Annotated in this window: 27 protein-coding genes; 13 read left to right on the top strand and 14 right to left on the bottom strand. The window is 70.5% G+C overall.

Annotation, left to right across the window (positions count from 1 at the left end; all coding sequences use genetic code 11):
* Positions 1-60: 60 nt before the first annotated feature.
* The 3 genes from ACIRB1_RS06360 to ACIRB1_RS06350 form a co-directional block, all read right to left on the bottom strand.
* Positions 61-849, bottom strand: coding sequence for a DUF4142 domain-containing protein (locus ACIRB1_RS06360; RefSeq protein WP_352177918.1), 789 nt, complete (start codon positions 847-849; stop codon positions 61-63).
* Between the two features lie 226 nt (positions 850-1,075).
* Complete coding sequence (locus tag ACIRB1_RS06355; protein ID WP_403464738.1) at positions 1,076-1,684, bottom strand: TIGR03086 family metal-binding protein; 609 nt, start codon at positions 1,682-1,684, stop codon at positions 1,076-1,078.
* Between the two features lie 81 nt (positions 1,685-1,765).
* Positions 1,766-2,437, bottom strand: a complete 672-nt coding sequence (locus ACIRB1_RS06350; protein WP_403464737.1) for a TetR/AcrR family transcriptional regulator — start codon at positions 2,435-2,437, stop codon at positions 1,766-1,768.
* A 45-nt stretch (positions 2,438-2,482) separates the two neighbouring features.
* On the opposite strand from ACIRB1_RS06350, the gene ACIRB1_RS06345 reads away from it, so the two are divergent.
* The 9 genes from ACIRB1_RS06345 (at position 2,483) to ACIRB1_RS06305 (ending at position 11,103) form a co-directional block, all read left to right on the top strand.
* On the top strand, positions 2,483-2,938 hold the full coding sequence (locus ACIRB1_RS06345; protein WP_352177915.1) for a hypothetical protein: 456 nt from the start codon (positions 2,483-2,485) through the stop codon (positions 2,936-2,938).
* Between the two features lie 150 nt (positions 2,939-3,088).
* Positions 3,089-3,913, top strand: a complete 825-nt coding sequence (locus ACIRB1_RS06340) for an ABC transporter ATP-binding protein (RefSeq protein ID WP_352177914.1) — start codon at positions 3,089-3,091, stop codon at positions 3,911-3,913.
* A 14-nt stretch (positions 3,914-3,927) separates the two neighbouring features.
* Complete coding sequence (locus ACIRB1_RS06335; protein ID WP_352177913.1) at positions 3,928-4,785, top strand: ABC transporter permease; 858 nt, start codon at positions 3,928-3,930, stop codon at positions 4,783-4,785.
* Positions 4,786-4,892: 107 nt separating this feature from the next.
* Complete coding sequence (locus tag ACIRB1_RS06330) at positions 4,893-6,002, top strand: ABC transporter substrate-binding protein (RefSeq protein ID WP_403464736.1); 1,110 nt, start codon at positions 4,893-4,895, stop codon at positions 6,000-6,002.
* 52 nt (positions 6,003-6,054) lie between these two features.
* Positions 6,055-7,116: an LLM class flavin-dependent oxidoreductase gene (locus tag ACIRB1_RS06325; protein ID WP_403464735.1), complete on the top strand. Its 1,062-nt coding sequence runs from the start codon at positions 6,055-6,057 to the stop codon at positions 7,114-7,116.
* Complete coding sequence (locus tag ACIRB1_RS06320; protein ID WP_403464734.1) at positions 7,116-7,775, top strand: cysteine hydrolase family protein; 660 nt, start codon at positions 7,116-7,118, stop codon at positions 7,773-7,775. The genes ACIRB1_RS06325 and ACIRB1_RS06320 overlap by 1 nt, the downstream gene beginning before the upstream one ends.
* On the top strand, positions 7,772-9,106 hold the full coding sequence (locus ACIRB1_RS06315) for an NtaA/DmoA family FMN-dependent monooxygenase (RefSeq protein WP_352177909.1): 1,335 nt from the start codon (positions 7,772-7,774) through the stop codon (positions 9,104-9,106). Before ACIRB1_RS06320 ends, ACIRB1_RS06315 begins: the two co-directional genes overlap by 4 nt.
* Positions 9,107-9,116: 10 nt before the next feature.
* Positions 9,117-10,535, top strand: coding sequence for an MFS transporter (locus ACIRB1_RS06310; RefSeq protein WP_403464733.1), 1,419 nt, complete (start codon positions 9,117-9,119; stop codon positions 10,533-10,535).
* Positions 10,536-10,584: 49 nt separating this feature from the next.
* Complete coding sequence (locus tag ACIRB1_RS06305) at positions 10,585-11,103, top strand: flavin reductase family protein (protein ID WP_403464732.1); 519 nt, start codon at positions 10,585-10,587, stop codon at positions 11,101-11,103.
* A 39-nt stretch (positions 11,104-11,142) separates the two neighbouring features.
* Here the strand turns inward: ACIRB1_RS06305 and ACIRB1_RS06300 are convergent, their stop codons facing one another.
* From ACIRB1_RS06300 to zapE, 9 genes are all read right to left on the bottom strand, one after another.
* Positions 11,143-11,898: a peptidyl-tRNA hydrolase gene (locus ACIRB1_RS06300; protein ID WP_403464731.1), complete on the bottom strand. Its 756-nt coding sequence runs from the start codon at positions 11,896-11,898 to the stop codon at positions 11,143-11,145.
* 94 nt (positions 11,899-11,992) lie between these two features.
* Positions 11,993-12,136 (bottom strand): hypothetical protein, encoded by a 144-nt coding sequence (locus ACIRB1_RS06295; protein WP_403464730.1) that lies wholly within the window; start codon positions 12,134-12,136, stop codon positions 11,993-11,995.
* 30 nt (positions 12,137-12,166) lie between these two features.
* Positions 12,167-13,009, bottom strand: coding sequence for a polysaccharide deacetylase family protein (locus ACIRB1_RS06290; RefSeq protein WP_403464729.1), 843 nt, complete (start codon positions 13,007-13,009; stop codon positions 12,167-12,169).
* 55 nt (positions 13,010-13,064) lie between these two features.
* Positions 13,065-14,018: a PPK2 family polyphosphate kinase gene (locus ACIRB1_RS06285; RefSeq protein WP_403464728.1), complete on the bottom strand. Its 954-nt coding sequence runs from the start codon at positions 14,016-14,018 to the stop codon at positions 13,065-13,067.
* Positions 14,019-14,099: 81 nt separating this feature from the next.
* Positions 14,100-14,885, bottom strand: coding sequence for a slipin family protein (locus tag ACIRB1_RS06280; protein WP_352177902.1), 786 nt, complete (start codon positions 14,883-14,885; stop codon positions 14,100-14,102).
* Between the two features lie 109 nt (positions 14,886-14,994).
* On the bottom strand, positions 14,995-16,506 hold the full coding sequence (locus ACIRB1_RS06275; RefSeq protein ID WP_403464727.1) for a SulP family inorganic anion transporter: 1,512 nt from the start codon (positions 16,504-16,506) through the stop codon (positions 14,995-14,997).
* 8 nt (positions 16,507-16,514) lie between these two features.
* Positions 16,515-17,096 carry a carbonic anhydrase gene (locus ACIRB1_RS06270; protein ID WP_352177900.1) on the bottom strand — a complete coding sequence of 194 codons (582 nt, stop codon included), beginning with the start codon at positions 17,094-17,096 and terminating at the stop codon, positions 16,515-16,517.
* 87 nt (positions 17,097-17,183) lie between these two features.
* Positions 17,184-17,582: a hypothetical protein gene (locus ACIRB1_RS06265; protein WP_403464725.1), complete on the bottom strand. Its 399-nt coding sequence runs from the start codon at positions 17,580-17,582 to the stop codon at positions 17,184-17,186.
* A gap of 154 nt (positions 17,583-17,736) precedes the next feature.
* Positions 17,737-18,840 (bottom strand): cell division protein ZapE, encoded by a 1,104-nt coding sequence (gene zapE, locus ACIRB1_RS06260; protein WP_403464724.1) that lies wholly within the window; start codon positions 18,838-18,840, stop codon positions 17,737-17,739.
* Positions 18,841-18,877: 37 nt separating this feature from the next.
* Between zapE and ACIRB1_RS06255 the strand changes: the two genes are divergently transcribed.
* The 4 genes from ACIRB1_RS06255 to msrB all read left to right on the top strand — a co-directional run bounded on the left by ACIRB1_RS06255 (position 18,878) and on the right by msrB (position 22,224).
* Positions 18,878-19,672, top strand: coding sequence for a pyrimidine reductase family protein (locus ACIRB1_RS06255; RefSeq protein WP_403464723.1), 795 nt, complete (start codon positions 18,878-18,880; stop codon positions 19,670-19,672).
* Positions 19,673-19,827: 155 nt separating this feature from the next.
* Positions 19,828-20,301 (top strand): indole-3-glycerol phosphate synthase, encoded by a 474-nt coding sequence (locus tag ACIRB1_RS06250; RefSeq protein WP_266773574.1) that lies wholly within the window; start codon positions 19,828-19,830, stop codon positions 20,299-20,301.
* 110 nt (positions 20,302-20,411) lie between these two features.
* Complete coding sequence (murC, locus tag ACIRB1_RS06245; RefSeq protein WP_403464722.1) at positions 20,412-21,803, top strand: UDP-N-acetylmuramate--L-alanine ligase; 1,392 nt, start codon at positions 20,412-20,414, stop codon at positions 21,801-21,803.
* Between the two features lie 13 nt (positions 21,804-21,816).
* Positions 21,817-22,224: a peptide-methionine (R)-S-oxide reductase MsrB gene (gene msrB, locus ACIRB1_RS06240; RefSeq protein ID WP_352177895.1), complete on the top strand. Its 408-nt coding sequence runs from the start codon at positions 21,817-21,819 to the stop codon at positions 22,222-22,224.
* A 105-nt stretch (positions 22,225-22,329) separates the two neighbouring features.
* On the opposite strand, the gene ACIRB1_RS06235 is transcribed toward msrB, so the two are convergent.
* Complete coding sequence (locus tag ACIRB1_RS06235) at positions 22,330-23,079, bottom strand: SDR family oxidoreductase (RefSeq protein ID WP_403464721.1); 750 nt, start codon at positions 23,077-23,079, stop codon at positions 22,330-22,332.
* 156 nt (positions 23,080-23,235) lie between these two features.
* Complete coding sequence (locus ACIRB1_RS06230) at positions 23,236-24,141, bottom strand: AraC family transcriptional regulator (RefSeq protein ID WP_352177893.1); 906 nt, start codon at positions 24,139-24,141, stop codon at positions 23,236-23,238.
* Between the last annotated feature and the right edge of the window lie 146 nt (positions 24,142-24,287).

The following is a 24,287-nucleotide window of genomic DNA, read 5'->3' as shown; positions in this document are numbered from 1 at the left end:
GTCCCGAACCCCGGCCGCGTCACCTTCAGAGCAACATTTGAGGTTCGGAGGGGCGGTCCCCTAGCCGAGGACGCCGTTCGAGTCGACCGGATCCGGTCGACCGGTGTTCACCGTCCCGGGCGCCGCCGGGGACGGCCGCGAGGTGGTGCCGATGTCGCCGCTCGCCTCGGCGGCCGGGGCGGAGGGCGCGGGCAGGCCGGGCACCGGCGCGGCGGGGCCGGTCGGGCTCGCGGTGGAGGCGTTCGCGATCTCGTTGGCGATGGCGTCGAAGTCGACCCGGCCGGTCTTCTCCAGCACGGTGATGTGGTCGAGCACGGTCTGGTTGGCGTCCGAGGCGAGCTGCCGTACCAGCGTGTTGCGGGTGGTGTTCCGTACGGCGCCGATGGCCGGGAAGATCTTGCCGTGCGCGGCACGCAGCAGGTTGGCGAACTTGTACTCGTACTCGGCGCCGGTCGCCGCGCTCATCTCCCGCAGCCAGCCCTGCTGTTGTTCGTTCGGCACGTTCGGCAGCGCGACGTTGAGCTGGGCCGCGATGATCCGCACCCGCTTGTCGAGGTCGGTGTGGCCGACGATGAGATGGTCACCGGCCTCCTTGATCGCCTGGCTGGGCGCCCGCTCGATCGCCTGCTGGCCCGCCGGCAGCTCCCACAGCCCGGCCAGCCGCACCCGCACGATCAGATCCCGGTCGGCGGCCGTCAACGGCCCCCACTCGGTGTTCACGGTGCCCGCCGCCACGTTCGCCTGCCCGGTGCCCGCGCGGTCGGCGTACGACCACACCGGAAAAGCGAGCGCGCCGGTGGTGGCGACGATGGCCGTGATGAGCACAGCCGTACCGTTGATACGACGCAAGGGAGCCTCCCGGGGAAACCAACTGGTCGTTGGAGAAGTCGACACGTGGCCAGTGCCAGGAGGTACGAGCGGGCGGGTCGCCTTGTTCAAAGGGAGGGCAGCTTTCCTCAAAGGGCAGGCAAAGAAGGGGAGTTCGGTGGCCCCACCGGCAAGCCCTCGGCGGCCCTCCGGCAGACCCTCCTCAGGCCTCCGCCAATCCCTCGCCGGGTCTCCGCCGGCCCGTGTGTCAGTCCTTCGTCGGCCACCGCTCCGGCGATCGGCCCAGCAGCCGTAGCGTCTCGTCGAGCGGGCCCGCGTCCGGCGGTATGCCGAGGGGCGGGGCGAAGGCGAATCCCGGTCCGCGCCCGGCCGGGTCGGTCGGCACCGACCGGGCGACGGCCAGGGCGATGTCGAGCACGTCGTCCGACAGGTCCAGCCGTACGCCGAGGGCGGCGGCGACGTCCCAGGCGTGGACCACGTAGTCGACGAAGTGGAAGCCGATCGCCGTCCGGCCGGGGAAGCTCGCGCCCAGCTCCGGCAGGGTGAACTCCCGCTCGGTGGCGCCGCGTTCGGCGAACGCGGCGAGGACGTCGGTGGCCGCCGCGCGGTGCGTACGGGCCGGTTCGCTCATGTCCGCGGGCTCCCGCCAGGAGTCCAGGTCCTGGCCCGTGCCGCGCGCGGCGGCCGCGAACCCGTGGTGCTGCGCGGCCATGTGCGCCACGAGCCGCCGCAGGTCCCATCCCGCGCAGGGGGTGTCCCGCTCCCAGTCCTCCGCCCGCGCCGACTCCACTACGCGCAGGGCCTCGTGGACGGCGATCCGGTCGAGCTCGACGATGTCCGTTCCGGTGGTGGTCATGAAGCGTGAGCGTAAAACTGTGCGAACGATCGTGCTACTTGTTTTCGGCCGAAATCGGGAGGAGGGGAAATGCCGCTAATGTCACAGGACTTGAGGGGCCATGGCGGGATCGGTGGCAGCGCACCGCAGCCGTGCCGCTATGCCGGTACGGGCCCTGCGGTACACGGACTCCTCGTCGTGCAGCACGGAGAACGCGTTGGACGTCTCCATCAACGCGACGATCTCGAAGGCGAGTTGGGGTATGTCGGTGTCGGCCCGCAGCTCGCCGGTGTCCCGGGCCTCGGCGGCCGTCCGCTCCACGAGCGACATCCAGGCCCGGTGCGCGCCGACCATCGCGTCGTGCACCGGCCCGGAGCGGGCGTCGAACTCGGCGATGACCCCGTAGAAGAAGCAGCCGCCGGGGAAGACCCGGCCCCGCGAGTACTCCAGCCACAGGTCGCACAGCCGCCACAACCGGCCGATGCCGGGGGCGACTTCGGCGGCGGGCCTGATCACCTGCTCGGTGTAGATGCGGGCGGCCTCGCGCACGGTCGCCAGCTGTAGCTCCTGCTTGGAGCCGAAGAGCGCGAACACCCCACTCTTGCTGAGCCGCAGCTCGGTGGCCAACCGCCCCACGGACAGCGCCTCCAGGCCCTCGACCGAGGCGATGTCGACGGTGCGGCGCAGGATGAGCCGCCGGGTGCGGTTGCCCCGCTCGACCCGGCCGTCGAGTCGTGTCGTCGCCGTGCCCTCGTCCACTCCGCCCGCTCCCATGGTGGTCCACCCTAAGCAACACGGGGGAAACGGACCCTTCCTAGGATGCGGCGCGTGCACCTGACCGTCCTGGACGCATCCAACGAGTGGAGCCGGTTCGCCGAGGGCTCCGTCGAGCGCCGCATGCTGCTCGCGCTCGGCGACCGGCTCGGCACGCCGCTGCGCCCGAAGCCGCTGATGCTGCCCGACGGCAGCCGGGTCGAGGTCGAGGGGATCGACGCCGCGTGCCGCGTCCTCGTCCAGCTCGTCGGCAACCAGGGCGCGTACAAACCCGCCTACCGGAACAAGGTCATGGCCGACATGTTCAAACTGCTCTGGCTGCGGGAGTCCGTACCGACCGCCGAACGCGCGGTCCTGCTGGTCACGGACGTGATCGTGCAGGCCCTCGGCGGCTGGGTGGCGCGGGCCGCGACCGACCTCGGGATCGAGATCCACGTCTTCGACAATGGCGCGATCGTCCCTTTGCGGGCCCCGGCGCGGCCAGCCGTAAAGCGCGCGTAACAGACAACTGCCGTCCGCCGAAACAGAATCTTCCTACGGTCGGGGGCACCTAAGCGGATTTCCGCGTGGCAGTCAGTCGCACTCGCTACGCACGCTCTCCGACTTCCAGGATCGGGCACTCGTGCCCGCGACATGGATGGGAGCGTGAAGGTGACTGGTACGCCAGCACTCGAACTGCGGTCGGTACGACGGGTCTACGGCTACGGGTCGACCGCGACCACGGCCCTCGACGACGTCCACCTGACGGTGCCGTCGGGCCGTTTCGTCAGTCTCATCGGCCCCAGCGGCTGCGGGAAGTCGACGCTGCTGCGCCTGGTCGCCGGGCTCGAACAGCCGGACCTCGGCGAGGTGTCGGTGCACGGGGTGACCCCGGCCGAGGCCTGCGCGGCCAAGATGATCGGCCTCGTCCCGCAGAGCCCCGCGCTGCTGCCCTGGCTCTCCGTCCTGCGGAACGTCACGCTGCCGCAGAAGATCAACCGGGGTGCGGGCAAGCGCCGTGAGCGCATCGCCGACTTCGCCGAACGGCAGCCGGCGGTACCCGACATGGAGGAACTCCTCGTCAAGGCCGGTCTCGGCGACGCCCTGCACAAGCTCCCGGCCCAGCTCTCCGGCGGTATGCGCCAACGCGCGGCGATCGTCCGGGCGTTCGGCCTGCGGCCCGACGTGCTCGTGATGGACGAACCCTTCTCGGCGCTCGACGAGTTCACCCGCGAAAGCCTTCAGGACCAGCTTCTCGACCTGTGGGAGGAGCTGAGGACCACCGTCCTGTTCGTCACCCACTCCGTCTCCGAGGCCGTACGGCTCTCCGACACCGTCGTCGTCATGGCGCCGAACCCGGGCCGGATCGTCGAGAGCATCGACGTCGACCTGCCCCGGCCGCGCGGTGAACGGCTCTTCGGGGAACGGCGGTTCCACGAGTACGAGGACCTGGTGAGAGAGCGGCTGCGCCGCGCCTGGCACAGCGAAGCCGCGTGAGTGGGGGCGAGGACATGACCGTAGCCGACGAACGCACCACCGCCCCGGCGGCCAAGACACCGCCGCCCGCCGAACCGTCCCGCTTCAGCCTGAAGCACCCGAGATCCCGGATCGCGTGGGTCCGTCCGGCCGTATGGCTGCCGCTCGTCGTGATGCTGGTACTGCTTGCCGGGCTCTGGCACTGGGGGGCCGGCCAACTTCCCTATCTGCTGCCGCCGTTGTCCGCTGTGGGCGACTCCCTCTCCGGCGAACTCGGTTACTACGTCCACAACGCCCTCGTCACGCTCGGCGAGGCCACCGCCGGGCTGGGGATCGGGTTCGTCGCGGCGTTCGTGCTCGCGGTACTGACCAGTGAACTCCCTCTGGTCCGGCGGGCGGTGATGCCGATCGCCGTCGTCCTCAATGTGACGCCGCTGGTCGCCATCGCACCCGCCCTCGTCGTGGCGTTCGGGTTCGGGCCCATGCCCAAGCTGATCATCACCGGGCTGATCTGCTTCTTCCCGATCCTCATCAACACGGCCACGGGGCTGCGGTCCGTTCCTCAGCAGGTGGTGCAGGTGTACCGGACGATGGACGCAAGCCGGGTCGAGCTGTTGTGGCACGTGCGCGTGCCCAACGCGCTGCCGTATCTCTTCGCCGCGCTGCGGATCGTCTTCCCGCTGTCGATCATCGGGGCGGTGGTGGCGGAGATGTCGGCGTCCGGGTCCACCGGGGGGCTCGGCACCGCGATCAGTGTGGCCTCCTCGATGAATCAACTCCCCGTTGTCTATGCCTCGATCCTCGTGCTCGCGGTGATGGGGGTGCTGTTGCTGCTCGCCGTGACCTTGGTCGAGCGGCGTGTGCTGCATTGGCACGACAGCGTGCGGGAGTAGTGGCACCTGTCGTCGATCCGCGGGCCGGCCGGGGGCCGGCCGCGCAGTTCCTCGCGCCCTCCCGGGGCGCTCAACTCACCGGCTCTCCAGCCAGTTCGGAGTCACCCATGCCTCGTTACCGCTCCACCAGATCTGCCCTCGTCGCCGCCGTCCTGGTGCTCGGAGCCGCCGGATGCGGCTCGGGCTCCGACGACAGCACCTCCGCCGGTTCGGCCGGGTCCGCGATCTCCGCGAAGCGCTGCGCCGAGAACAAGGCCGCCGGGAAGATCACGTATCTCTCCGGCTATCAGTTCCAGTCCTCCGTCTCGATCCTCGAATACATCGCCGCCGCCAAACTCGGCTATTTCAAGGACCTTTGCCTCACCGTCGACCTCAAGCCCGGCAGTGGTGACACCGCGCAGAACACCAAACTGCTCGCCGGTGGACAGGCGACCGTGTCCGCGATCTCCGAGCAGGACCTCATTCAGGCGCAGGCCAACGGGATCGACATCAAGGGGATTTCGTCGTACTCGAATGCCGGTCTCGACATCCTGATGACCAACAAGGACATCACCGAACTGACCCAGCTCGACGGAAAGGTCATCGGACACAAGGGATATGTGCCCGCCGCCGTCGAGGCGATGCTGGTCAAGGCCGGAGTGAACTGGGACTCGCTCAAGCTGGTCAAGGAGGGTTACGACCCCTCCGTGCTGCCGCGCAAGCAGGGCGGTCTCGAAGCGCTCACCGGGTTCATCTCGAACGAGCCCAACCAGCTGAAGGCGGCCGGCAAGGACGTCACCGTGTGGAAGCCGGTCGACTACAAGATCCCGAGCTCGATCGGCGCGATGGCGGTCAACCCGGCCTTCGCCAAGGCCCATCCGCATGCCGTGCAGGACGTGCTGCGGGCCGCGCTGCACGCGTACGCGTACTGCTCCGCGAGCGAGGCGCACATCAGTGAATGCGTCGGCTACGCGGCCAAGTTGTCGGGACCGACCTACGACAAGAAGCTCAACGCGACGATCTGGAAGACCGAGACGCAGGTCGTCAAGGAGAACCCGACACCCGGACAGCCGCTGGGCGGGGTCGACCCCGACAACGTCACCCAACTCGTCGACATGCTGCACCAGTTCAAGATCGTGCCCGCCGGTGTGACCGCCGCGAAGGCCCAGGGATGGTTCGACACCTCCTTCGTCAAGGACCTCTACAGCGGCGGCAAGCTCGTCTGGCCCGCGCCGTAGCCACCGTGGAGCCGTGGAAAACCCCTGAAAGAGCCGTAGAAAGGCGCGCGACGTGCCCGCGAAAGAGTATGGAATCTTCCTTCCCATCGGGAGCGGCGGCTGGATGCTGTCCACCACCGCACCGCACCCCGAGGCGACCTACGCCTACAACAGGCGTGCCGCGCTGCACGCCGAGGACATCGGTCTCGACTTCGTGATGTCGATGGCCAAGTGGCGTGGTTTCGGCGGGAGTACGGACCACTGGGGCCGCTCCCTCGAGTCGATGACGATGATGGCGGCGCTCGCCGAGGCCACCAGCCGGGTCAAGATCTGGGCGACCCTGCACGCCAACATCCACAACCCCGCCGTCGCCGCGAAGATGCTCACCACCCTCCAGGACATCTCCGGCGGCCGGGCCGGGATGAACATCGTGAACGGCTCGTACGCGGGGGAGTTCGAGCAGTTCGGGGACTGGGACCCGGAGTTGAGCCACGAGGACCGCTACCGGATGACGGAGCTGTGGACGGAGGCGGTCACCCGGCTGTGGACCGAGGACTCGGTCACCCTGCGCACCCCGTACTTCGACCTCGTCGACTGCGAGTCCCGGCCGCATCCCGCGACCAGGCCGACCCTCATCAGCGCGGGGCGCTCCGAGGACGCGCGCCGCTTCCAGGCCCGCTACGCCGACGGCGCCTTCCTCGCCGCCGACAGCCTCGACGACATGCGGTCGCTCTCCGCCGACGTGCACGCCCGCGCGAAGGCCAACGGCCGTGTCTGCCGGACGTATTCGATGCTCACCGTCGTCCAGGACGACACCGACGAACTGGCCGTCAAGAAGGTCAGGGAGTGGGGCGCGGGCGTCGACCGCGAGGCGCTCGCCCATATGCGGCACACCTGGGGCGTGCCCGAGGACCAGGCCCGCGCGTGGGCCGCCGGCGCCGACGGGGAGGCGGCCTTCCAGACGCCGTACGTCGCCGGTTCGGCCCGTACCGTCACCGAGCACATCGAGTACATCGTGCGCGAGGCCGACCTCGACGGACTCATGCTGATCTTCCCGGAGTACGACGAGGACATGGTGCTGTTCGGCGAGACCGTGCTGCCCGCACTGCGCGCCCGCGACGAGGTGACGGCCTGATGCCCGACCTGCGGGACAGACAACTCGCCCATCTTGTACGACCGTTGAGCAGGCCCGCGCTCGTCGTGGTCGACGTGCAGCGCGACTTCGCCGACCCGGACCTGCTCGGGGCGTACGGCCTGACCGACGCGGCGCTGGCCACCCTCGACCGGACGGTCACCCGTATCGCCGACCTCGTCGACGCCGCACGCTCCGCCGAAGTACCGGTCGTCTGGGTGGAGTTGGGCAGCGACCCGGCACGGCCCTGGCGGTCGAGCAACTGGCTGCGCGAGGGCGACTACGACGCACCCATGAGCCCCGACGAGCCGTGCCGCATCGGCACACCCGGCGCCGAGTGGTACCGCATGCGGCCCGCCGAGGGAGAGGCGCGCGTCGTCAAGCGCGGCTACAGCGGCTTCCTCGGCACCGATCTCGACACCCGGCTGCGCGCGACGGGCTGCGACTGGCTCACCGTCGTCGGCCTGACCAGCGAGTGCTGTGTCTACGCCACCGCCCAGGACGCCGTCCAACTCGACTGGCCCGTCGTCGTACCGCAGGACACGACGACCGCCTACGACCACCACGTCAACGCCGCCGCCCTCTTCCAACTCGGCCTGAACGTGGCCGTGCTGAGCGACGCCGACGAAGTGGTCGAGCTGTGGAAGAAGGCCGCGCGATGACCGGAATGCACATCGGCTACGACCTCTCCTTCACCCACACCGAAGGCGCCTGGGCGCGTCAGGGGTCCTGGGTCGGGCGGGACTTCCCTGACGTCCGTATGTTCATGGAGCTGGCGCAGACCGCCGAACGCGCGGGCGTGGGCCTGCTGTTCTTCGGCGACGGCAGCGGCATCCCCAGCACCTGGCGCGGCAGCATCGCCCCGGCCGTGGAGTGGGGCATCCAGTGGCCGCGCCACGACATGGCACCGGTGATCGCCGCGATGTCCACCGTCACGGAACGGGTCGGCTTCGGACTGACGTACTCCTCGACGTTCATGCATCCCTTCTACGTGGCGCGGCTGTTGAACTCGCTCGACCATGTGACGGGCGGCCGGATCGCCTTCAACGTGGTCGCCTCCACCCGCGGCGCGGACGCGGCCAACTACGGGTTCGCCGAGCTGATGGACCACGACCTGCGCTACGACCGGATGGAGGAATTCGTCGCCGTCTGCCGGGCGTTGTGGGACTCCGTCGCACCGGACGCCATCGTCCGCGACCGCAGCACGGGCCGGTTCGCCGACCCCGCGAAGGTGCACCCCATCGACCACGAGGGACGCTTCTTCACCGTCAAGGGCCCGCTCGCGTCCGTACCCGGCCCGCAGTACCACCCGCTGATCGTCCAGGCGGGCAACTCGCCCCGGGGCATCGCCGCTTCGGCCCGCTTCGCCGACCTCGTCTTCGGCTTCGGCGGCAGCCTCGCCGGACAGCGGCGCCACCGCAAACTGCTCGACGAGGCCCTTCTCGCCGAAGGGCGGGACCCGGATCACGTGGGCATCCTGTGGGCCACCCAGGTGATCGTCGGCCGCACCAAGGCCGAGGCGTCGGCGCGCTGCGAGGCGGTCCACGAGTTCTGGAACGAGGAGGCCGTCGCCACCTACCTCTCGCACAACGCCGGCTACGACTTCTCCACGCTGCCCGCCTCCTTCCGACTCGGCGAACTGCGCGACGAGTTGGCGGCGGCCAACGCCAGTCCCGCCGGGATCGTCGGCTCGCTCGTCGCGGAGTTCGGCGCGGACCGCACCATGAGCCGCGGCGAGTTCTTCGCGCACGGGCGGGGCAGGGCAACGGGGTTGGACCACAGCATCGTCGGCGACCCCGCCACCGTGGCGGACGCCTTGGAGGAGAACTTCGCCGACACCGGAGCACGCGGCGGCTTCATGTTCTCCAGCCCGCTCGCCATGCCCTCCGGCTTCGCCGCGATCAGCGAACTGCTGCTGCCCGAACTGCGCCGCCGCGGCGCGCTCGCACCGGCCTACCCGGGGCCGACTCTCCGCGAGAACCTGGCCGTCTGAGATGCCGGCGGTGAGCGCGGGTGGGGACGGAGGCACGGGCACGCGGCGCGACTGGCTCGCCCTCGGCAGCCTCTGCACAGGGTTCTTCATGCTCCTGCTGGACAGCACGATCACCTCGGTCGCACTGCCGTCCCTCATCACCGGACTGCACACCGGCGAGACCGCCGCGATGTGGGTCAACAGCGGCTATCTCATCGCGTACGCCGTGCCGTTGGTCGTCGCGGGACGGCTGGGCGACCGCTATGGCCACCGACGCGTCCATCTGATCGGCCTCGCGGCCTTCACCCTCGGCTCGCTGCTGTGCGCAACCGCCGCCTCCATCACGGCACTTGTCGCCTGGCGGGTGGCACAGGGCATCGGCGCGGCGCTGATGACACCGCAGTGCCTGACCCTCATCAAGGCGCTGTTCCGGCCCCCGCGCCTCGCTGTCGCGCTCGGCGTGTGGGGCGCGGTGGGCGGAGCGGCGGTGGCCGTCGGACCGTTGCTGGGCGGTTTCCTCGTCGCCGCCGGGGGCTGGCCCGCGGTGTTCTGGGTCAACGTGCCGGTCGGTGCGGGCGCGTTGGTGGCCGTGGCCGTGTTCGTGCCGGTGCTGCCGCGACAGAAGGCGCGCATCCCGGTGTGGGCGATCTGTGCGAACGCGAGCGGGGTCGGCGCGCTGGTGATCGGCATCCAGGGCACGGACGCGGCGAGCGGTGAAGTGCGGGGCGTGCCACGGTGGCTGCTCGTCGCCGTGGGTGTCGTGGTCGTCGCCGGTGTGGTGTGGTTCCAGCGCCGGGACGGTCAACGCGCCCTGGTGCCGGTCGAGTTGTTGCGCAGCCGGGGGTTCGTCGTCGCGGCCTCGGCCGGTGCCGCGGCGGCCTTCTGCTCCGGGTCGGCGATGATCCCGCTGATGCTGTACCTCCAGCGGGAACGCGGGCTCGACGCGGGCGCCGCCGCTCTCACCCTCGTACCGATGGGTGTGGTCTGCCTGTTGGGGGCGCCGGTGTCGGCCCGGCTCAACAACGGGATCGGGTCCCGCGCGGTCGCCGTCATCGGTTCCGGCGCGCTGGTCCTCTCCATCGGGGCCTCGGCGGCGCTCGTGGCCACGAACGCGCCGATCTCCGCGCTGACGGCCACGTTCGCGGTGTACGGGGTCGCCAACTCCTTCGTCTGGTCGCCCCTTTCGATCGCGGCGGTGACCTCGGTGCGACCGGACGACGTCGGGGCGGCGTCCGGCACCTTCAACGCCATGAAGCAACTCGGGGCGGTGCTGGGCAGCGCGGTGTGCGCGGTGCTGCTGGCCGGTCACGGCTACGCGGTCACACTCGGCGGGCTCGCGGCCGTAGGAGTGCTGTGTCTTCTCGCGTGCGCGCTCCTGCGGACCGAGTCGCCGACGAGCGCGCACCCCGGGATTCCCGCCCCGTCCCAACTGCCCACAGGGGTTGCCTGATGAAGCCTGCCGAGCTCTCAACAGGCTTGATGCGGAAGGGGGTTGCACGATGACGGCAATGGAGGGCCTGGAGGATCTGGACGGCATCATCTGGGATCCCGGGGAGATGACGAGCGCGTTCTCCGGCTTCCCCTCGGGGGTCGCGGCCCTCTCCGCGCGCGTCCACGGCGAACCGACAGTGATGATCGTCTCCTCGTTCGCGGTCGGCGTCTCCCACAATCCGCCCATGGTCTCCTTCGCGGCCCAGCACACCTCCACGACCTGGCCGTTGCTCTCCCGCGCGCAGGCCATCGGCATCTCCGTCCTGGGCGAGGGCCACAGCGACAAGGCCCGCCAGCTCGGCTCCCGCAGCAAGGCGGCCCGCTTCGCCGACCTGCGCACGGTGGAGGCGGAGTCCGGCGCGATCTTCCTCGACGGGGCGCCGGTGTGGCTGGAGTGCACCGTCGAGCACAGCTATCCGGCCGGCGACCACGACATCATCGTGCTGCGGGTGCTGGCGATGAGGTCCGACGACGACCGGAGACCGGTGGTGTGGCATCGGCGGCGGATGAGGATGCTGGGGGAGTGAGGAGAGGGTGACACCCGCCGCCGGCGGACGCGGGCAAGGTCAGTCGACCGGCGGTGCGTCCTCACCCGGCAGATCGCCGACGCGGTCGTGCCCCTCGACCGCGACCGTGAGTCCCGGGGCGATCTCGGTGAAGCCCGCGTCGCGCACCAACGGGCGTTCGGTGCTGATGAGTTCGGCCCAGTGGGCAGGGGTGGCGGTGCGGACGGAGAGCGGGAAGCCCGCGTGGCGCCAGGCGGTGCGGTCCTCGTCGGACAGCTCCCACCAGGCGAGTTGGGCGCCGTGACCGGTCTGGGCCATCGTCTTGCCGGCCGACATGTCGAGTTCGGGGTTGAGCCAGAGCACCGGCGCCGTCGGGTCCGCGTCGGCCGGGGGTTCGGGGTCGTCGAGGTCGGTGCCGGAGACCTGGAGCCGGGCGAGGTCCTTGGGCCAGCCGTCGAGCGGGACGGGCGGGAAGACCCGTACCTCCGCCGACTTCCCGGTCACGGTGATGCCCGGCAGTGCCTCGGCCCGCCGCCACTCGGCCCCGCGCGCCCGCCGGACCACCTTCCGGATGCGCGCGTCCTGCCAGTCCCGCATGGCCTGCGCCCACTCGCCGTCCCCGAGAGCCCGCTCGTCGCTGAGGATCGTCAGCACGGCACGGGCGGCCGTCTCCAGCGCGTCCGTACGGACCGGCGGCGCGTCCCGCTCGATCCGCACCACGAGAGGCAGCACGAACTGCGGAGCCTCGTCGCGCACGGTGGGCTCGTTCAGGAAGGGGTCGGCGCTGTCGCCGGGAACGGAGGAGTCACTGATCACCCCCTCAGTCTGCCAGCCGGAGGAACGGCCCTTGGCAGCACCGCTGGGGGACCTGCCCGAGGGGGGCGGGGAACCGCGCGACGAGCCCCCGCCGTCACCCCGAACAGGCGGTGCGCTGTGCCTCCTGCCATGCGCAGACGGGGCACAGCGTGATCCCCTTGTACGACTCCGGGTACTCGGTCGACTCCCGGCACAGCACACACTCCGCGTACGCCGGTGCCGTCTCTTCGTCGCTCATGGCACCAGCGTACGAGGGAGCGCCGGCCGCTCAGCGGTGCCGGCCGGTCGCCCCGATCAGCTCGGAGACCTTCACGAACCGGTACCCCTTCTTCCGCAGCTCGGGGACGATCATGCGGACGGCGCGCTCGGTCGCCGGGGCGGCGCTGCGCGTGCAGTGCATGACGACGACAGAGCCGGGCTTCACACCGTCCAGCACCTGCTGGGCCACGGCGTCCGAGTCCGTCGCGAACGCGTCGCCGCTCACCACGTCCCACTGCACCGCCGTGACACCGACCGCGCTCAGCGCCTTCAGCGCCCGGCGGTCGTAACACCCGCCGGGGAAGCGGAAGTACGGCATCGCGTTCGGCACGCCCGCCTTCTTGAAGGCGGTGTACGCCCGCTCGACATCCGCCTTCATCCGGTCCGGGGCCACGGTCGGCAGGCCGTAGCAGTCACCGGTGAAGGCGTAGTGGCTGTAGGAGTGGTTGGCGATCTCGAACCGCGGGTCACGGCCGATGGCGCGGGCCTCGGCCGGGTACTCGTCGGCCCAGCGGCCCGTCATGAACACGGTCGCCGGCACCTTCAGCGTGCGCAGCGTGGAGATCAGCTGCGGATTGTCGAAGTGCTCGCCCTTCGCCGCGCGGGGCCCCTCGTCGGCGGTCATGTCGGCGTCGAAGGTCAGCGCGACGGTCTTGCCGCCGGTCCGCGGGCCGTTCTTGAACACGGGGGTCAGCCCGGCGGGGCCGGGCGCGAGCGTGGGCGGCCGCGACACCGCGGCGGAAGGCGCACTGGGCGCCGGACGGGCGGCGTGCGGCGCCGAAGGGGCCCCGCAGGCGGTGAGCGCGGCGCCGAGCGCACAGGCGGCGGCGACTTGGCGTACTCGAATGGTCACCGTAGGAAGATAGAAGGATAAAAGGGATTATTGGGGCACCGACACGGACGGGCGGTCAGTCCGTGCTCAGCAGCCGTTTCCGGCACTCCTCGACGTCGAAGTCCGCTTTCGGGTACTGCGGGTCCAGGGCCGTCAGGTGTTCCAAGAGGAGGCGGCTGACGGCCCAGTTGCGGTACCACTTGCGGTCGGACGGGATCAGGTACCAGGGGGCGTCCCGGGTGGAGCAGCGGGTGAGGGCGGTCTCGTAGGCCTGCTGGTAGGCGGGCCACAGGGCGCGTTCCTCGATGTCGCCGGGGTTGAACTTCCAGTGCTTGTCCGGGTTGTCCAGGCGTTCCAGCAGGCGGCGGCGCTGCTGGTCGTAGGAGATGTGGAGGAAGCACTTGATGACGGTCACGCCGTCCTCGGCGAGGGACTTCTCGAAGCGGTTGATCCGGCCGTAGCGGTCGTTGATCTCGCGGTGCGGGGCGAGGTCGCGGACGCGGGCGATGAGGACGTCCTCGTAGTGGGAGCGGTCGAAGATGCCGATCTCGCCGGGGTGGGGGAGGGCGCGTTTGATACGCCAGAGGAAATCGTGCCGGCGTTCCTCGGGGGTGGGCGCCTTGAAGGCCCTGATCCGGCAGCCGGAGGGGTTGAACAGGCCGATGACGTGCTTGACCGTGCCGCCCTTGCCGCTGGTGTCCATGCCCTGGAGGACCAGGAGGAGGCGGCGGCCGTCACCGGCCGTGCTCGCGGCCCAGAGGCGTTCTTGCAGGTCGGCGAGGTGTTCGCCCATCCGGGCGGTGTCCTTGAGACCGGCGGCCTTGTCGGCGGGGCCGCCGGGGGTGGCCCTCGGGTCGTAGGAGGAGAGGTCGACCGGGCGGCCGGCCGGGACGCGCAGCTCGTCGGCCAGGGTGCTCACCTCGTCCGGGGAGGCATGCGCGTTCTCCGGCTTCTTCCGGCCCCCGTCCTTTCCCTTGCCGCTGCCCTTGCTCTTCTTCTGCTCCGCGCTCTTGGAGCCCTTCTCGCTCATGGGCCGTCCCTTCCGGTCGGGTCCCTCGATCCTGCGGGGTGGGCGCGGGACGCGCCAGTCCATGGCGGTCGGCGCCGGGCGTCACTTCTCCACGGGCGGCGGGGGAGGGGGCGCGGCCCGTTCCAGGAAGCGCAGCAACTCCACCGGGAAGGGGAGGACCAGCGTGGAGTTCTTCTCGGCAGCGACCGCCACCACCGTTTGCAGCAGCCGGAGTTGGAGTGCGGCGGGCTGTTCGGACATCTGCTCGGCGGCCTCGGCGAGTTTCTTCGAGGCCTGCAACTCGGCGTCCGCGTTGATGATCCGGGCCCGGCGCTCACGGTCCGCCTCGGCCTGCCGGGCCATCGACCGCTTCATCGTCTCGGGCAGGGAGACGTCCTTGATCTCGACCCGGTCGATCTGGACACCCCAGCCGACCGCCGGGCTGTCGATCATCAACTCCAGCCCCTGGTTGAGCTTTTCGCGGCTGGAGAGCAGGTCGTCGAGGTCGCTCTTGCCGATGATCGAGCGCAGGGACGTCTGGGCCATCTGCGAGACGGCGAAGCGATAGTCCTCGACCGTGACGATCGCGTCGGCCGCGTTGACGACCTTGAAGTAGACGACCGCGTCCACGCGCACCGTCACGTTGTCGCGCGTGATGCCCTCCTGCGCGGGCACCGGCATCGTCACGATCTGCATGTTCACCTTGCGGAGCCGGTCCACGAACGGGACGACCATGGTGAACCCGGGTGCCCGGACGTCACCGGTCACCCGCCCGAGGCGGAAGACGACCCCGCGCTCGTACTGCTTGACCACCCGCGCCGCCGCGGTGACGTACACCACGCACGCGGAACCGGCAGCCGCGCCCGCCACCAGCAGTTCCTGGAGCATCCTGACCCCCTCACGGAGAGGCCGTTCTGTCTGCTCCTGCAAGGGTATGCCCGGTGCCTGCCCCGGGGCCACGATCACCCCGGAGCAGGCACCGGCACCGCTGTCCCGCCTAGTGCGGCGTCGGGATCTTCGGCGCCGGGATTCTCGCGGCCGTGACCTTCACCGGCTCGGTGCCGGCCGCGCTGTGCCGCTCGGCCCAGTTCTCCAGGGCCGTACGGCAGGCGTGGTCGAGGTGGTGCAGGCCGGAGAGGTGGAGTTCCACCGGGCGGTCCTGGGGGAGCGCCTCCAGGCTGTCGAGGATCTTCGGCAGCCGCAGGAAGGTCGCGTTGCCCGACAGATAGGCCTGGACCGGGCCTGCGCCCTTGTCGACGACCTCCATCTTGATGTGCGAGGCCTCCCACGCCGTCTTCACGACGGCCAGCGCGAGGCCGATGAGGACGCCCTCGAACATGCTGACCGCGACGATCGACAGCGCCGTGACCACCAGGATCAGCGCCTCGCCCCGGTGCTCGCGCCACAGCGACACGATCTGGCGGACGGGGATGAGCTTGGCACCGGCGTGCACCAGGACGCCCGCCAGGGCCGGGATCGGGATGTACGCGAGGACGTCCGGCAGCAGCGCCGCGAACAGCAGCAGCCATACGCCGTGCATGACCCGGGACGCCTTCGTCCGCGCACCCGCCTGCACGTTGGCCGCGCTGCGCACGATCACCGCGGTCATCGGCAGCGCGCCGAGGACGCCGCACAGCGCGTTGCCCGCGCCCTGGGCCACCAACTCCTTGTCGTACTGGGTGCGTTGGCCGGAGTGCAGCCGGTCGACGGCCGCCGCGCTGAACAGCGACTCGGCGGACGCGATCAGGGTGAACGCGACGACGGTGCCCAGCATCCCGACCTGTGCGAGGTCACCGAACGCGCTGAGCGGCGGCGGCTGCAACGAGCCCAGCAGCCCCTGCACTTCGACCGTCGCCACCGGCAGCCCGAACACGAGCGCGGCGAGCGTCGCCAGTCCTACGGCGGCCAACGGACCGGGCACCGTACGGACCTTGGCGGGCAGCCGCCTCCACAGCACCAGGACGGCGATGGTGGCGGCGCCGAGCGCGAGCGAGGCCAGTGCCTCCGTGTTCCCGGCGGCGTCGATGAGCGCGCCGGGCAGCTCGGCTATCTTGTCCAGCCCCGAGGCGGGGGCCTTCGCCCCGGCCACCGAGTACAACTGCCCGGCTATCAGCACCAGTCCGATACCGGCCAGCATGCCCTCGACGACCGAGACCGAGATGGCCCGGAAGTAGCGCCCCAGCTTCAGGACGCCCATGAGGATCTGCAGCAGACCGGTGAGGAGCACGATGACTCCGAGGGCGGGCAGTCCGTACTCCCGCACCGCCTCGAAGACCAGCACGGTCAGACCGGCGGCGGGCCCGGACACCTGGAGGCTGCTGCCCCGCATGAGTCCGGTGACGATCCCGCCCACGATGCCGGTGACCAGGCCGAGTTCGGCCGGGACACCGGAGGCGACGGCCACGCCCACGCAGAGCGGGAGCGCGACCAGGAACACGACGAGCGAGGCGGCGAAGTCCTGCCGCAGATAAGGGAACTTGGTCTTCGCGGGGGTCAGGTCATTCTCCATGGCGCGACTCACAGGGCCTCGAACCGGTCGGTGTCCGTGCTGTGTTCGAGCACGGCACCGGTGTGGACCTCGTAGTACCAGCCGTGCACCCGCAGCCGCCCGTCCGCCAACCGCCGCTCCACACAAGGGTAGGAGCGCAGCCGCAGCAACTGGGCGAGGACGTGGTTCTGCACGGCTCCGGCGACCGTCGGGTCGGCGGTGTCGCTGGGCGCGGGTTCGCCGGCGGCGTGCGCGAGCCAGTCGCGTACGGCCGGTACGGCGGCGAGGTCGTCGCCGCGCACCAGGGCGCCGACGGCACCGCAGTGGGAGTGGCCGCAGACGACGACGTCCTGGACGCCGAGCACCTCCACGGCGTACTCGATGGTGGCCGCCTCGCTGGTGGGGTTGCCGGAGGCGTACGGCGGGACGATGTTGCCCGCGGTGCGCAGTTCGAAGAGCTGGCCGGGGCGGGCGCCCGTGATCAGGGCCGGGACGACCCTGGAGTCGGAGCAGGTGATGAACAGGACCTGCGGGGACTGGCCTTCGGCGAGTCTGGCGAACTCCTCAGGGCGTTGTCCGAACGTACGGGCGTTGTCGATGAGGGGCTGCATGACGTGTGGACTCCTCCTGGCGCGCCCTCTGGGCGCGTCGGGCTTGCATGACAGTGTGCGTGGGGGAAGTGACTGCCTGCCGGTCTCTCAGCAGCGGAAGACCTGAAGTGCCGCCGGAGAGTGCGCTGTCGAGGATCTGGAGGTGCGATGGTGCGCCGCGCCCGGCGCCACCGGGGTGCTGACGGCCGCCGGGTCCTGGGTCAGCAGGGGGCGCTCGGGCGCCTCCGGCCCGCAGTCGGCGGCGCGGTAACGGTCACGCAGGCGCAGCGGGACGGTGGGGGTCCCGGAGGCGCCGCAGTCGCGGAAGGTGATGGTCTCGGTGCGCACGGCCTTGCCGCCGAGCTTGAGCACCGGCTGTGCTTTGGCCTCCGCATGACGCACGGTGTGCGCGGGTGCGAAGGATGCCGTGGGTGCGAAGAACTGGAGGGCGAGCAGGACGGTGGTGATCAGCGTGATCACGGTCCGTGCCGTCTTACCTCGGAACATTCGCCCCCCTTCACGCAGTTCGCATCTCTTGTACAGACCAACGATTGGTCAATGACTGGTCAAGAAACACGGTAGCCCAGCGAAGTTGTTTGCAGGGTTAACGCAGCGTTTCCGATGAAAGAGAGCGTGAAAAGCGTGCCTGGGCTGGCGTGAACTAGGCGGTTTCGACGAGGCCCTTGGCGTCCCGGGCCAGCGCGGTGAGGCGCGAGATCGCGCGGAAGTACTTCTTGCGGTACCCGCCGTTCAGCATCTCCTCGCTGAACAGCCGGTCGAAGGGCAACCCCGAGGCCAGAACGGGCACTTCACGGTCGTAGAGCCGGTCCGCGAGGACGACGAGGCGCAGCGCCGTCGACTGGTCGGGTATCGGCTGGACGTCGGTGAGGCAGACCGCCCTGAGGTCGTCGGTGAGGGCGCCGTAGCGGCTGGGGTGGACCTTGGCGAGGTGGGCCAGCAGGTGCGGGAAGTCGTCGAGGGAGGCGCCGGGCGTGGCGTACGCGGCCTTCGTCACCTGCTCGTCGGAGAACGGTGCCGGGGCTTCCGGGAGGCCGCGGTGGCGGTAGTCCTCGCCGTCGATGCGCAGCGAGCGGAAGTGCGCGGACAGGCCCTGGATCTCGCGCAGGAAGTCGACGGACGCGAAGCGGCCCTCGCCGAGCTTGCCCGGCAGGGTGTTCGAGGTGGCGGCGAGCGCCACACCGGCGTCGACGAGCCTGCCGAGCAGGGTCGAGACGAGGACGGTGTCGCCCGGGTCGTCCAGCTCGAACTCGTCTATGCACAGCAGGCGGTGGCCCGAGAGCGTCCGGACCGTCTGCTGGAAACCGAGGGCGCCGACCAGGTTCGTCAGCTCGACGAAGGTGCCGAAGGCCTTGAGCGCGGGCTCGGCCGGGGTCGCGTGCCACAGGGAGGCCAGGAGGTGTGTCTTGCCGACGCCGTAACCGCCGTCCAGGTAGACGCCGCGGGGGCCCGCCGGAGCCTTCGCCCTGCCCTTGCCGAAGCCCAGGAAGCCGCGCTTGGCGGCGCCGGCCGCGTGTGCCCCGCCGAGCCCGGCGGCGAAGGCCTCCAGGGCGCCGACCGCCTCGGTCTGGCTGGGCTGGTTCGGGTCCGGGATGTACGTGGCGAAGCGCACCGAGTCGAAGCGCGGCGGCGGCACCATCTCGGCGACCAGCCGGTCCGCGGGGACGTACGGCTCACGGGCGCACAGGGACAGCGGGGCCGCGTCTGCTATCGGGCTGGTCCCGGCTGCGGTGGAGGAGGACGACACGGTTCACCACTCTAAGGGCCGTGCCACACTGCACGACATGCGACGCCTGATCCCTGTGACCGACGAAACAGCAGCCCAGGCCTCGGACGGGGCCCCTGATGCGGGTGGGACGGACCGCGAATGGGGGCTCGCGGACCTCGCGGAGGCGTATGCCTACCCGGCCGCCGACGCTCCCTGGCTGCGCGCCAACATGGTCTCCACGCTCGACGGGGCCGGCCACCACGAGGGCCGCTCGCAGCCCATCTCCGGGGACGCCGACATGCGGATCTTCGGCACCCTGCGGGCGCTGGCGGACGTCGTGATCGTCGGTGCGGAAACGGTACGCCAGGAGGGCTATCGCCCCGCACGCGCGCGTGCCGAGTTCGCGGAGGCACGCACGCGTGCCGGGCAGGGATCGGCCCCGGTGATCGCGGTCGTCACCGCGAGCCTCGACCTGGACTTCTCGCTTCCGCTCTTCGTCTCGCCCCTGGTGCCGACGCTGATCCTCACGGGTGCCCAGGCGGCGCCGGACCGGATCGCGGCCGCCGAGAAGTCGGGCGCCCGGGTGGTCGTCGCCGGTGACGGCGTCGGCGTCGACCCCGCGCGGGTCGTGGAGGCGCTCGCCGCGTTGGGGCACACCCGGTTGCTGACCGAGGGCGGGCCGCGGCTGCTCGGGCAGTTCGTGGCCGCCGGGGCGCTCGACGAACTGTGTCTGACCCTCTCGCCGATGCTGGCCGCGGGGGAGGCGCCGCGGATCGCTGGCGGGCCGTCGGTTAGGGTTCCCCATCGCTTCGAACTGGTGTCCCTGCTGGAAGAGGCCGGGTTCTTGTTCGGTCGTTACCGTCGGTCATAGAAACGGGGCGGAATCATCCGTTCCGTTTAGCTTTCGACGGGCACACTAAATCCGGCAGTACCCGTGCGATCACGGGGCAGGATGGTTTCCGCAGGGCCTGGCAGGCCTACGGAGGAGAGAGGACCCTCGGGTTCTCGAAGGAGAAAGGGCGCCTGGTGTTCACAAGCGTACTGATGATCGAGAAGGCCCTTACGTCCGCCGACGTGGAGTTCGTCACCACCTTGCACGGTGACGAGACCGTCTCCTTCCACGTATTGCTCCAGCCCCGCGGCGACCAGGCGGACCGCCTGCTGCGGGCCATCGACGACGTCGCCCTCGGCGAACTCGACGAGGCGGCGCACGAACGGGAGACCCCCGAGGGCAAGGACGCGGCGGCGCTCGGCGCACAGGCGCTCCAGGTGTCCCTGGACGCGCTGCACGCCGCGGGCAGCGCGGCCGAGGGCCGGCTCATCGAGAACCATCCGCTGGACGCGCTGAAGACCCTTGTGGAGGAGATCGGCGCGGACGAGGTGATCGTGCTGACCGACCCCCACTACGTGGAGGAGTTCTTCCACCGGGACTGGGCGTCGCGCGCACGCCACAAGGTCGGCGTACCGGTCCTGAAGTTGTTCTCGCACAGCAAGGAGTAGCGGCCGGCGGGAGGGCCGACGGGTGTCCGTGATTGTCAGTGGCACCGCATAGGCTTGCCGCTGAACGTCCGCCGTACCCGTACGGAACCAGCACGCACAGGGAGACACGCATGGCACCCGGCCTTCCCGCCGCCATGGACCGACCGCACTTCATCGGCATCGGCGGGGCCGGGATGTCGGGGATCGCCAAGATCCTCGCGCAGCGCGGGGCGAAGGTCGCCGGCAGCGACGCCAAGGACTCCGCGACCGCCGACGCCCTGCGCACCCTGGGTGCCACGGTCCACATCGGACACGCCGCGGAGCACCTCGCCGACGACGCCACCTGCGTGGTCGTGTCGTCGGCGATCCGCCAGGACAACCCCGAGCTGGCCCGCGCGGCCGAGCTGGGCATCCCGGTCGTCCACCGCTCGGACGCGCTGGCCCGCCTGATGGACGGCCTCCGCCCGATCGCCGTGGCCGGCACGCACGGCAAGACCACCACGACCTCGATGCTCGCGGTGTCGCTGTCCGAGCTGGGCCTGAAGCCCTCGTACGCGATCGGCGGCGACCTGGACGCCCCCGGGTCGAACGCGCTGCACGGCGACGGCGAGATCTTCGTCGCCGAGGCCGACGAATCGGACCGCAGCTTCCACAAGTACGCCCCCGAGGTCGCGATCGTCCTCAACGTGGAGCTCGACCACCACGCCAACTACGCGTCCATGGAAGAGATCTACGAGTCCTTCCAGACCTTCGCCGACCGGATCACCGAGGGCGGCACCCTGGTGATCTCGGCGGACCACGAGGGCGCCCGGGAGCTGACCCGGCGGGTCGCGTCGGACGCGCTGAGGACCGTGACGTACGGAGAGGCGGAGGACGCCGACGTCCGCATCCTGTCCGTCGTGGCACAGGGCCTGAAGAGCGAGGTGACCGTCCTCCTGAGCGGCGAGGAACTCACCTTCACCGTCTCGGTCCCCGGCCGCCACTACGCGAGCAACGCGGTCGCGGCCCTCGCCGCGGGCGTCGCGCTCGGCATCCCGGCGGCGGAGCTGGCGCCCGCGCTGGCCGCGTACACCGGCGTGAAGCGCCGCCTCCAGCTCAAGGGCGAGGCGGCCGGCGTCCAGGTGATCGACTCCTACGCCCACCACCCCACGGAGATGACGGCCGACCTGGAGGCGATGCGCGCGGCGGCGTCCACCGCGCGGCTGCTCGTCGTCTTCCAGCCCCACCTCTTCTCCCGCACCCAGGAGCTCGGCAAGGAGATGGGCCAGTCCCTCGCCCTCGCCGACGCCTCGCTGGTCCTGGACATCTACCCGGCCCGCGAGGACCCGATCCCCGGCGTCACCAGCGACCTGATCATCGAGGCCGCCCGTGCCGCGGGCGCCGACGTGACCCCGGTCCACGACAAGGCGGACGTGCCCGAGGCCGTCGCGGGAATGGCGAAGCCTGGTGATCTGGTTCTCACCATGGGAGCGGGCGATGTGACTGACCTCGGCCCGCGGATCCTGGACCGTCTCGCGAAGTAAGGGGCTGAGCTTCATGTCGTACGACGTCGAAAAGCCGGACGAGGAATGGCGCGCGGAGCTGAACCCGGCCGAGTACGCGGTGCTGCGGCAGGCCGGCACCGAGCCGGCCTTCGTCGGTGAGTACACCGACACCAAGACCAAGGGCGTCTACTCCTGCCGGGCCTGCGGCGCCGAACTCTTCACCTCCACCGAGAAGTTCGAGTCCCACTGCGGCTGGCCGTCCTTCTACGACCCGAAGGACTCCGACGCGGTCGAACTGATCGCGGACCGCTCGCACGGCATGGTCCGCACCGAGGTGCGATGTGCCCGGTGCGGTTCGCACCTCGGGCATGTCTTCGAGGGCGAGGGCTATGCGACGCCCACGGACCAGCGGTACTGCATCAACAGCATCTCGCTGCGGCTGACGCCCGACGAGGGCTGACACCGGCAAGCCGCCCGGTGGAGGGCGGTCGGAGCGTTCCGGGACAGCGAGCGGGCCCCGCGCAGATGCGCGGGCCCCGCTCCGTTTCCGTGTCTGCCGGGTCGGTCACTTCGCCTGCGCGAGCCAGATAGCGTCGGGGCCGGCCGGGAAGCGCAGTTGGCCGGTCGTGTCGTGCGCGGCGCGCCACACCGTCTCGGCGACGTCGCTCTCCTCGGTGAACCGGTCCTGGCCCATGAAGGAGTCCATGCTCTTCTTCGCCCAGGTCGCGTAGGGCGCCGGGACCAGCTCGTCCAGCGGGGCGTCGTTCGCCGCGGTGGCGGCGAAGTTGGTCGTCAGACAGGCACCCGGTTCCACCGTCATCGCCCGCACGCCGAAGGGCGCGAGTTCGAGGGAGAGGGACGCGGTGAACCCCTCGACGGCCATCTTGCTCGCCTTGTAGACGGCCGTGAGGGGCATGTGGCCCAGCACCACGCTGGAGGTCACGTTGATCACCACGCCGGAGCCCCGCTCGCGGAACTGGGGGAGCACGGCCTGCGTCGTCGCCATCACGCCGAACGTGTTGGTCTCGAAGACGTCCCGCACCCGGTCCATGGGGGTGCCCTCGAACACGCCGATCGACGGGATGCCCGCGTTGTTGACCAGGACGTCGATGGGCCCCGCCGCCTCGAACGCGGCGGCGATGGTCTCGGGCCTGGTCACGTCGAGTGCGACGACGCGCAGCCGGTCCGACTCGGGCAGGACGCCCGCACGCGGCGTGCGCATCGTGGCGATGACGTTCCACCCCTGCGCGAGGAAGTGGAGGGCGGTCGCCCGGCCGTATCCGGATGAGGCACCGGTGATCAGAACTGTCTTCATGCTGAGATCCTCGCGAGGTCGTGGGAGCCGCGACGAGCAGGCATGTTCCTACTCGGCGGAAGAACTTCTGATCCCAGTAAATCGCTCTCAGCTGCGAAGACAGTAGAGTCATCCTCTCCCATGCTTGCACGATCCTCTACGGCGCTCCTGTCCCGCTCAGGGCAGGACGCTCACGGGAGATCGCGCGACGCTCCGCAGACGGGCCGCGTCCCGGCTCGGGGGCTCGCCGAACTGGCGGCGGTACTCGCGGCTGAACTGCGACGGGTTGTCATAGCCGACGCGCTGCCCGACCCCCGTGACGTCCCCGGGGTGGGTGGCCAGCAGCAGCCGGGCCTCCTGGAGGCGGATCTGCTTCTGGAACTGGATGGGGCTCATCGCGGTCACCGCCTGGAAGTTGCGGTAGAAGGCCGAGACGCTCATGCCGGACAGTCGCGCCACGTCCTCGACCCGGAAGGGCTGCGCGTAGTGCTCGCGGATCCAGCGCACGGCCCGGGAGACATGGCTGAGCCCGCTGTCGGCCAGACCGAGTTGCCGGACCGTCGCGCCCTGCTCGCCGGTGATCAGCCGCCACAGGATCTCGCGCTTGGCCAGCGGGGCCAGTACGGCCCGGTCCCGCGGCTCGTCGAGCAGGCGCAGCAGCCGGACCACCGCGTCGAGCAGGGCGGCCGGGGCGTCACTGACGGCGATCCCCGACGGTGTGGCTCCGCCGCCGCGGGGGAGGTCGCCGGGACCGGCCTGAAGCAGGAGTTCGGCCACGGCGGACGGTTCCAGGGTGAGGCCGAAGCCGAGGGCCGGCCGCTCGGGGTCGGCCTGGGTGAACTGCCCGGTGACGGGCAGGTCGACGGAGGCGACCAGGTACTGCCCGGGGCCGTACTCGTAGACCCGCTCGCCCAGCGCGAGGCGTTTGGCGCCCTGGGCGATGACGGCGACCACCGTGCCGGACGTGGAGGGCGCGGGCGGATCGGGCCGGTCGACCTTCGAGATCAGGACACCGTCGATGGCGGTGGTCCAGTCGGGCCGGGCGTGCCGGTCCAGCAGGGTTCGGAACTCTTCCAGGGACATGCGTCCATTGCAGCACCTCGCCGCCCTCCGCCTCCCGATATCGCGAGGATCGTGCAAGTGTCCGCGAGCATCATTCTAACGTTTACACAGGTCAGGAGCGTTGAATGGAATCAGTTCAGTCCACCGCGCCACCACCGTGAAGGAAG

The sequence above is a fragment of the Streptomyces sp. NPDC096013 genome (assembly GCF_044763565.1).
In the GTDB taxonomy this organism is placed as follows: domain Bacteria; phylum Actinomycetota; class Actinomycetes; order Streptomycetales; family Streptomycetaceae; genus Streptomyces.
This window is presented reverse-complemented; position numbering and strand designations above follow the sequence as displayed.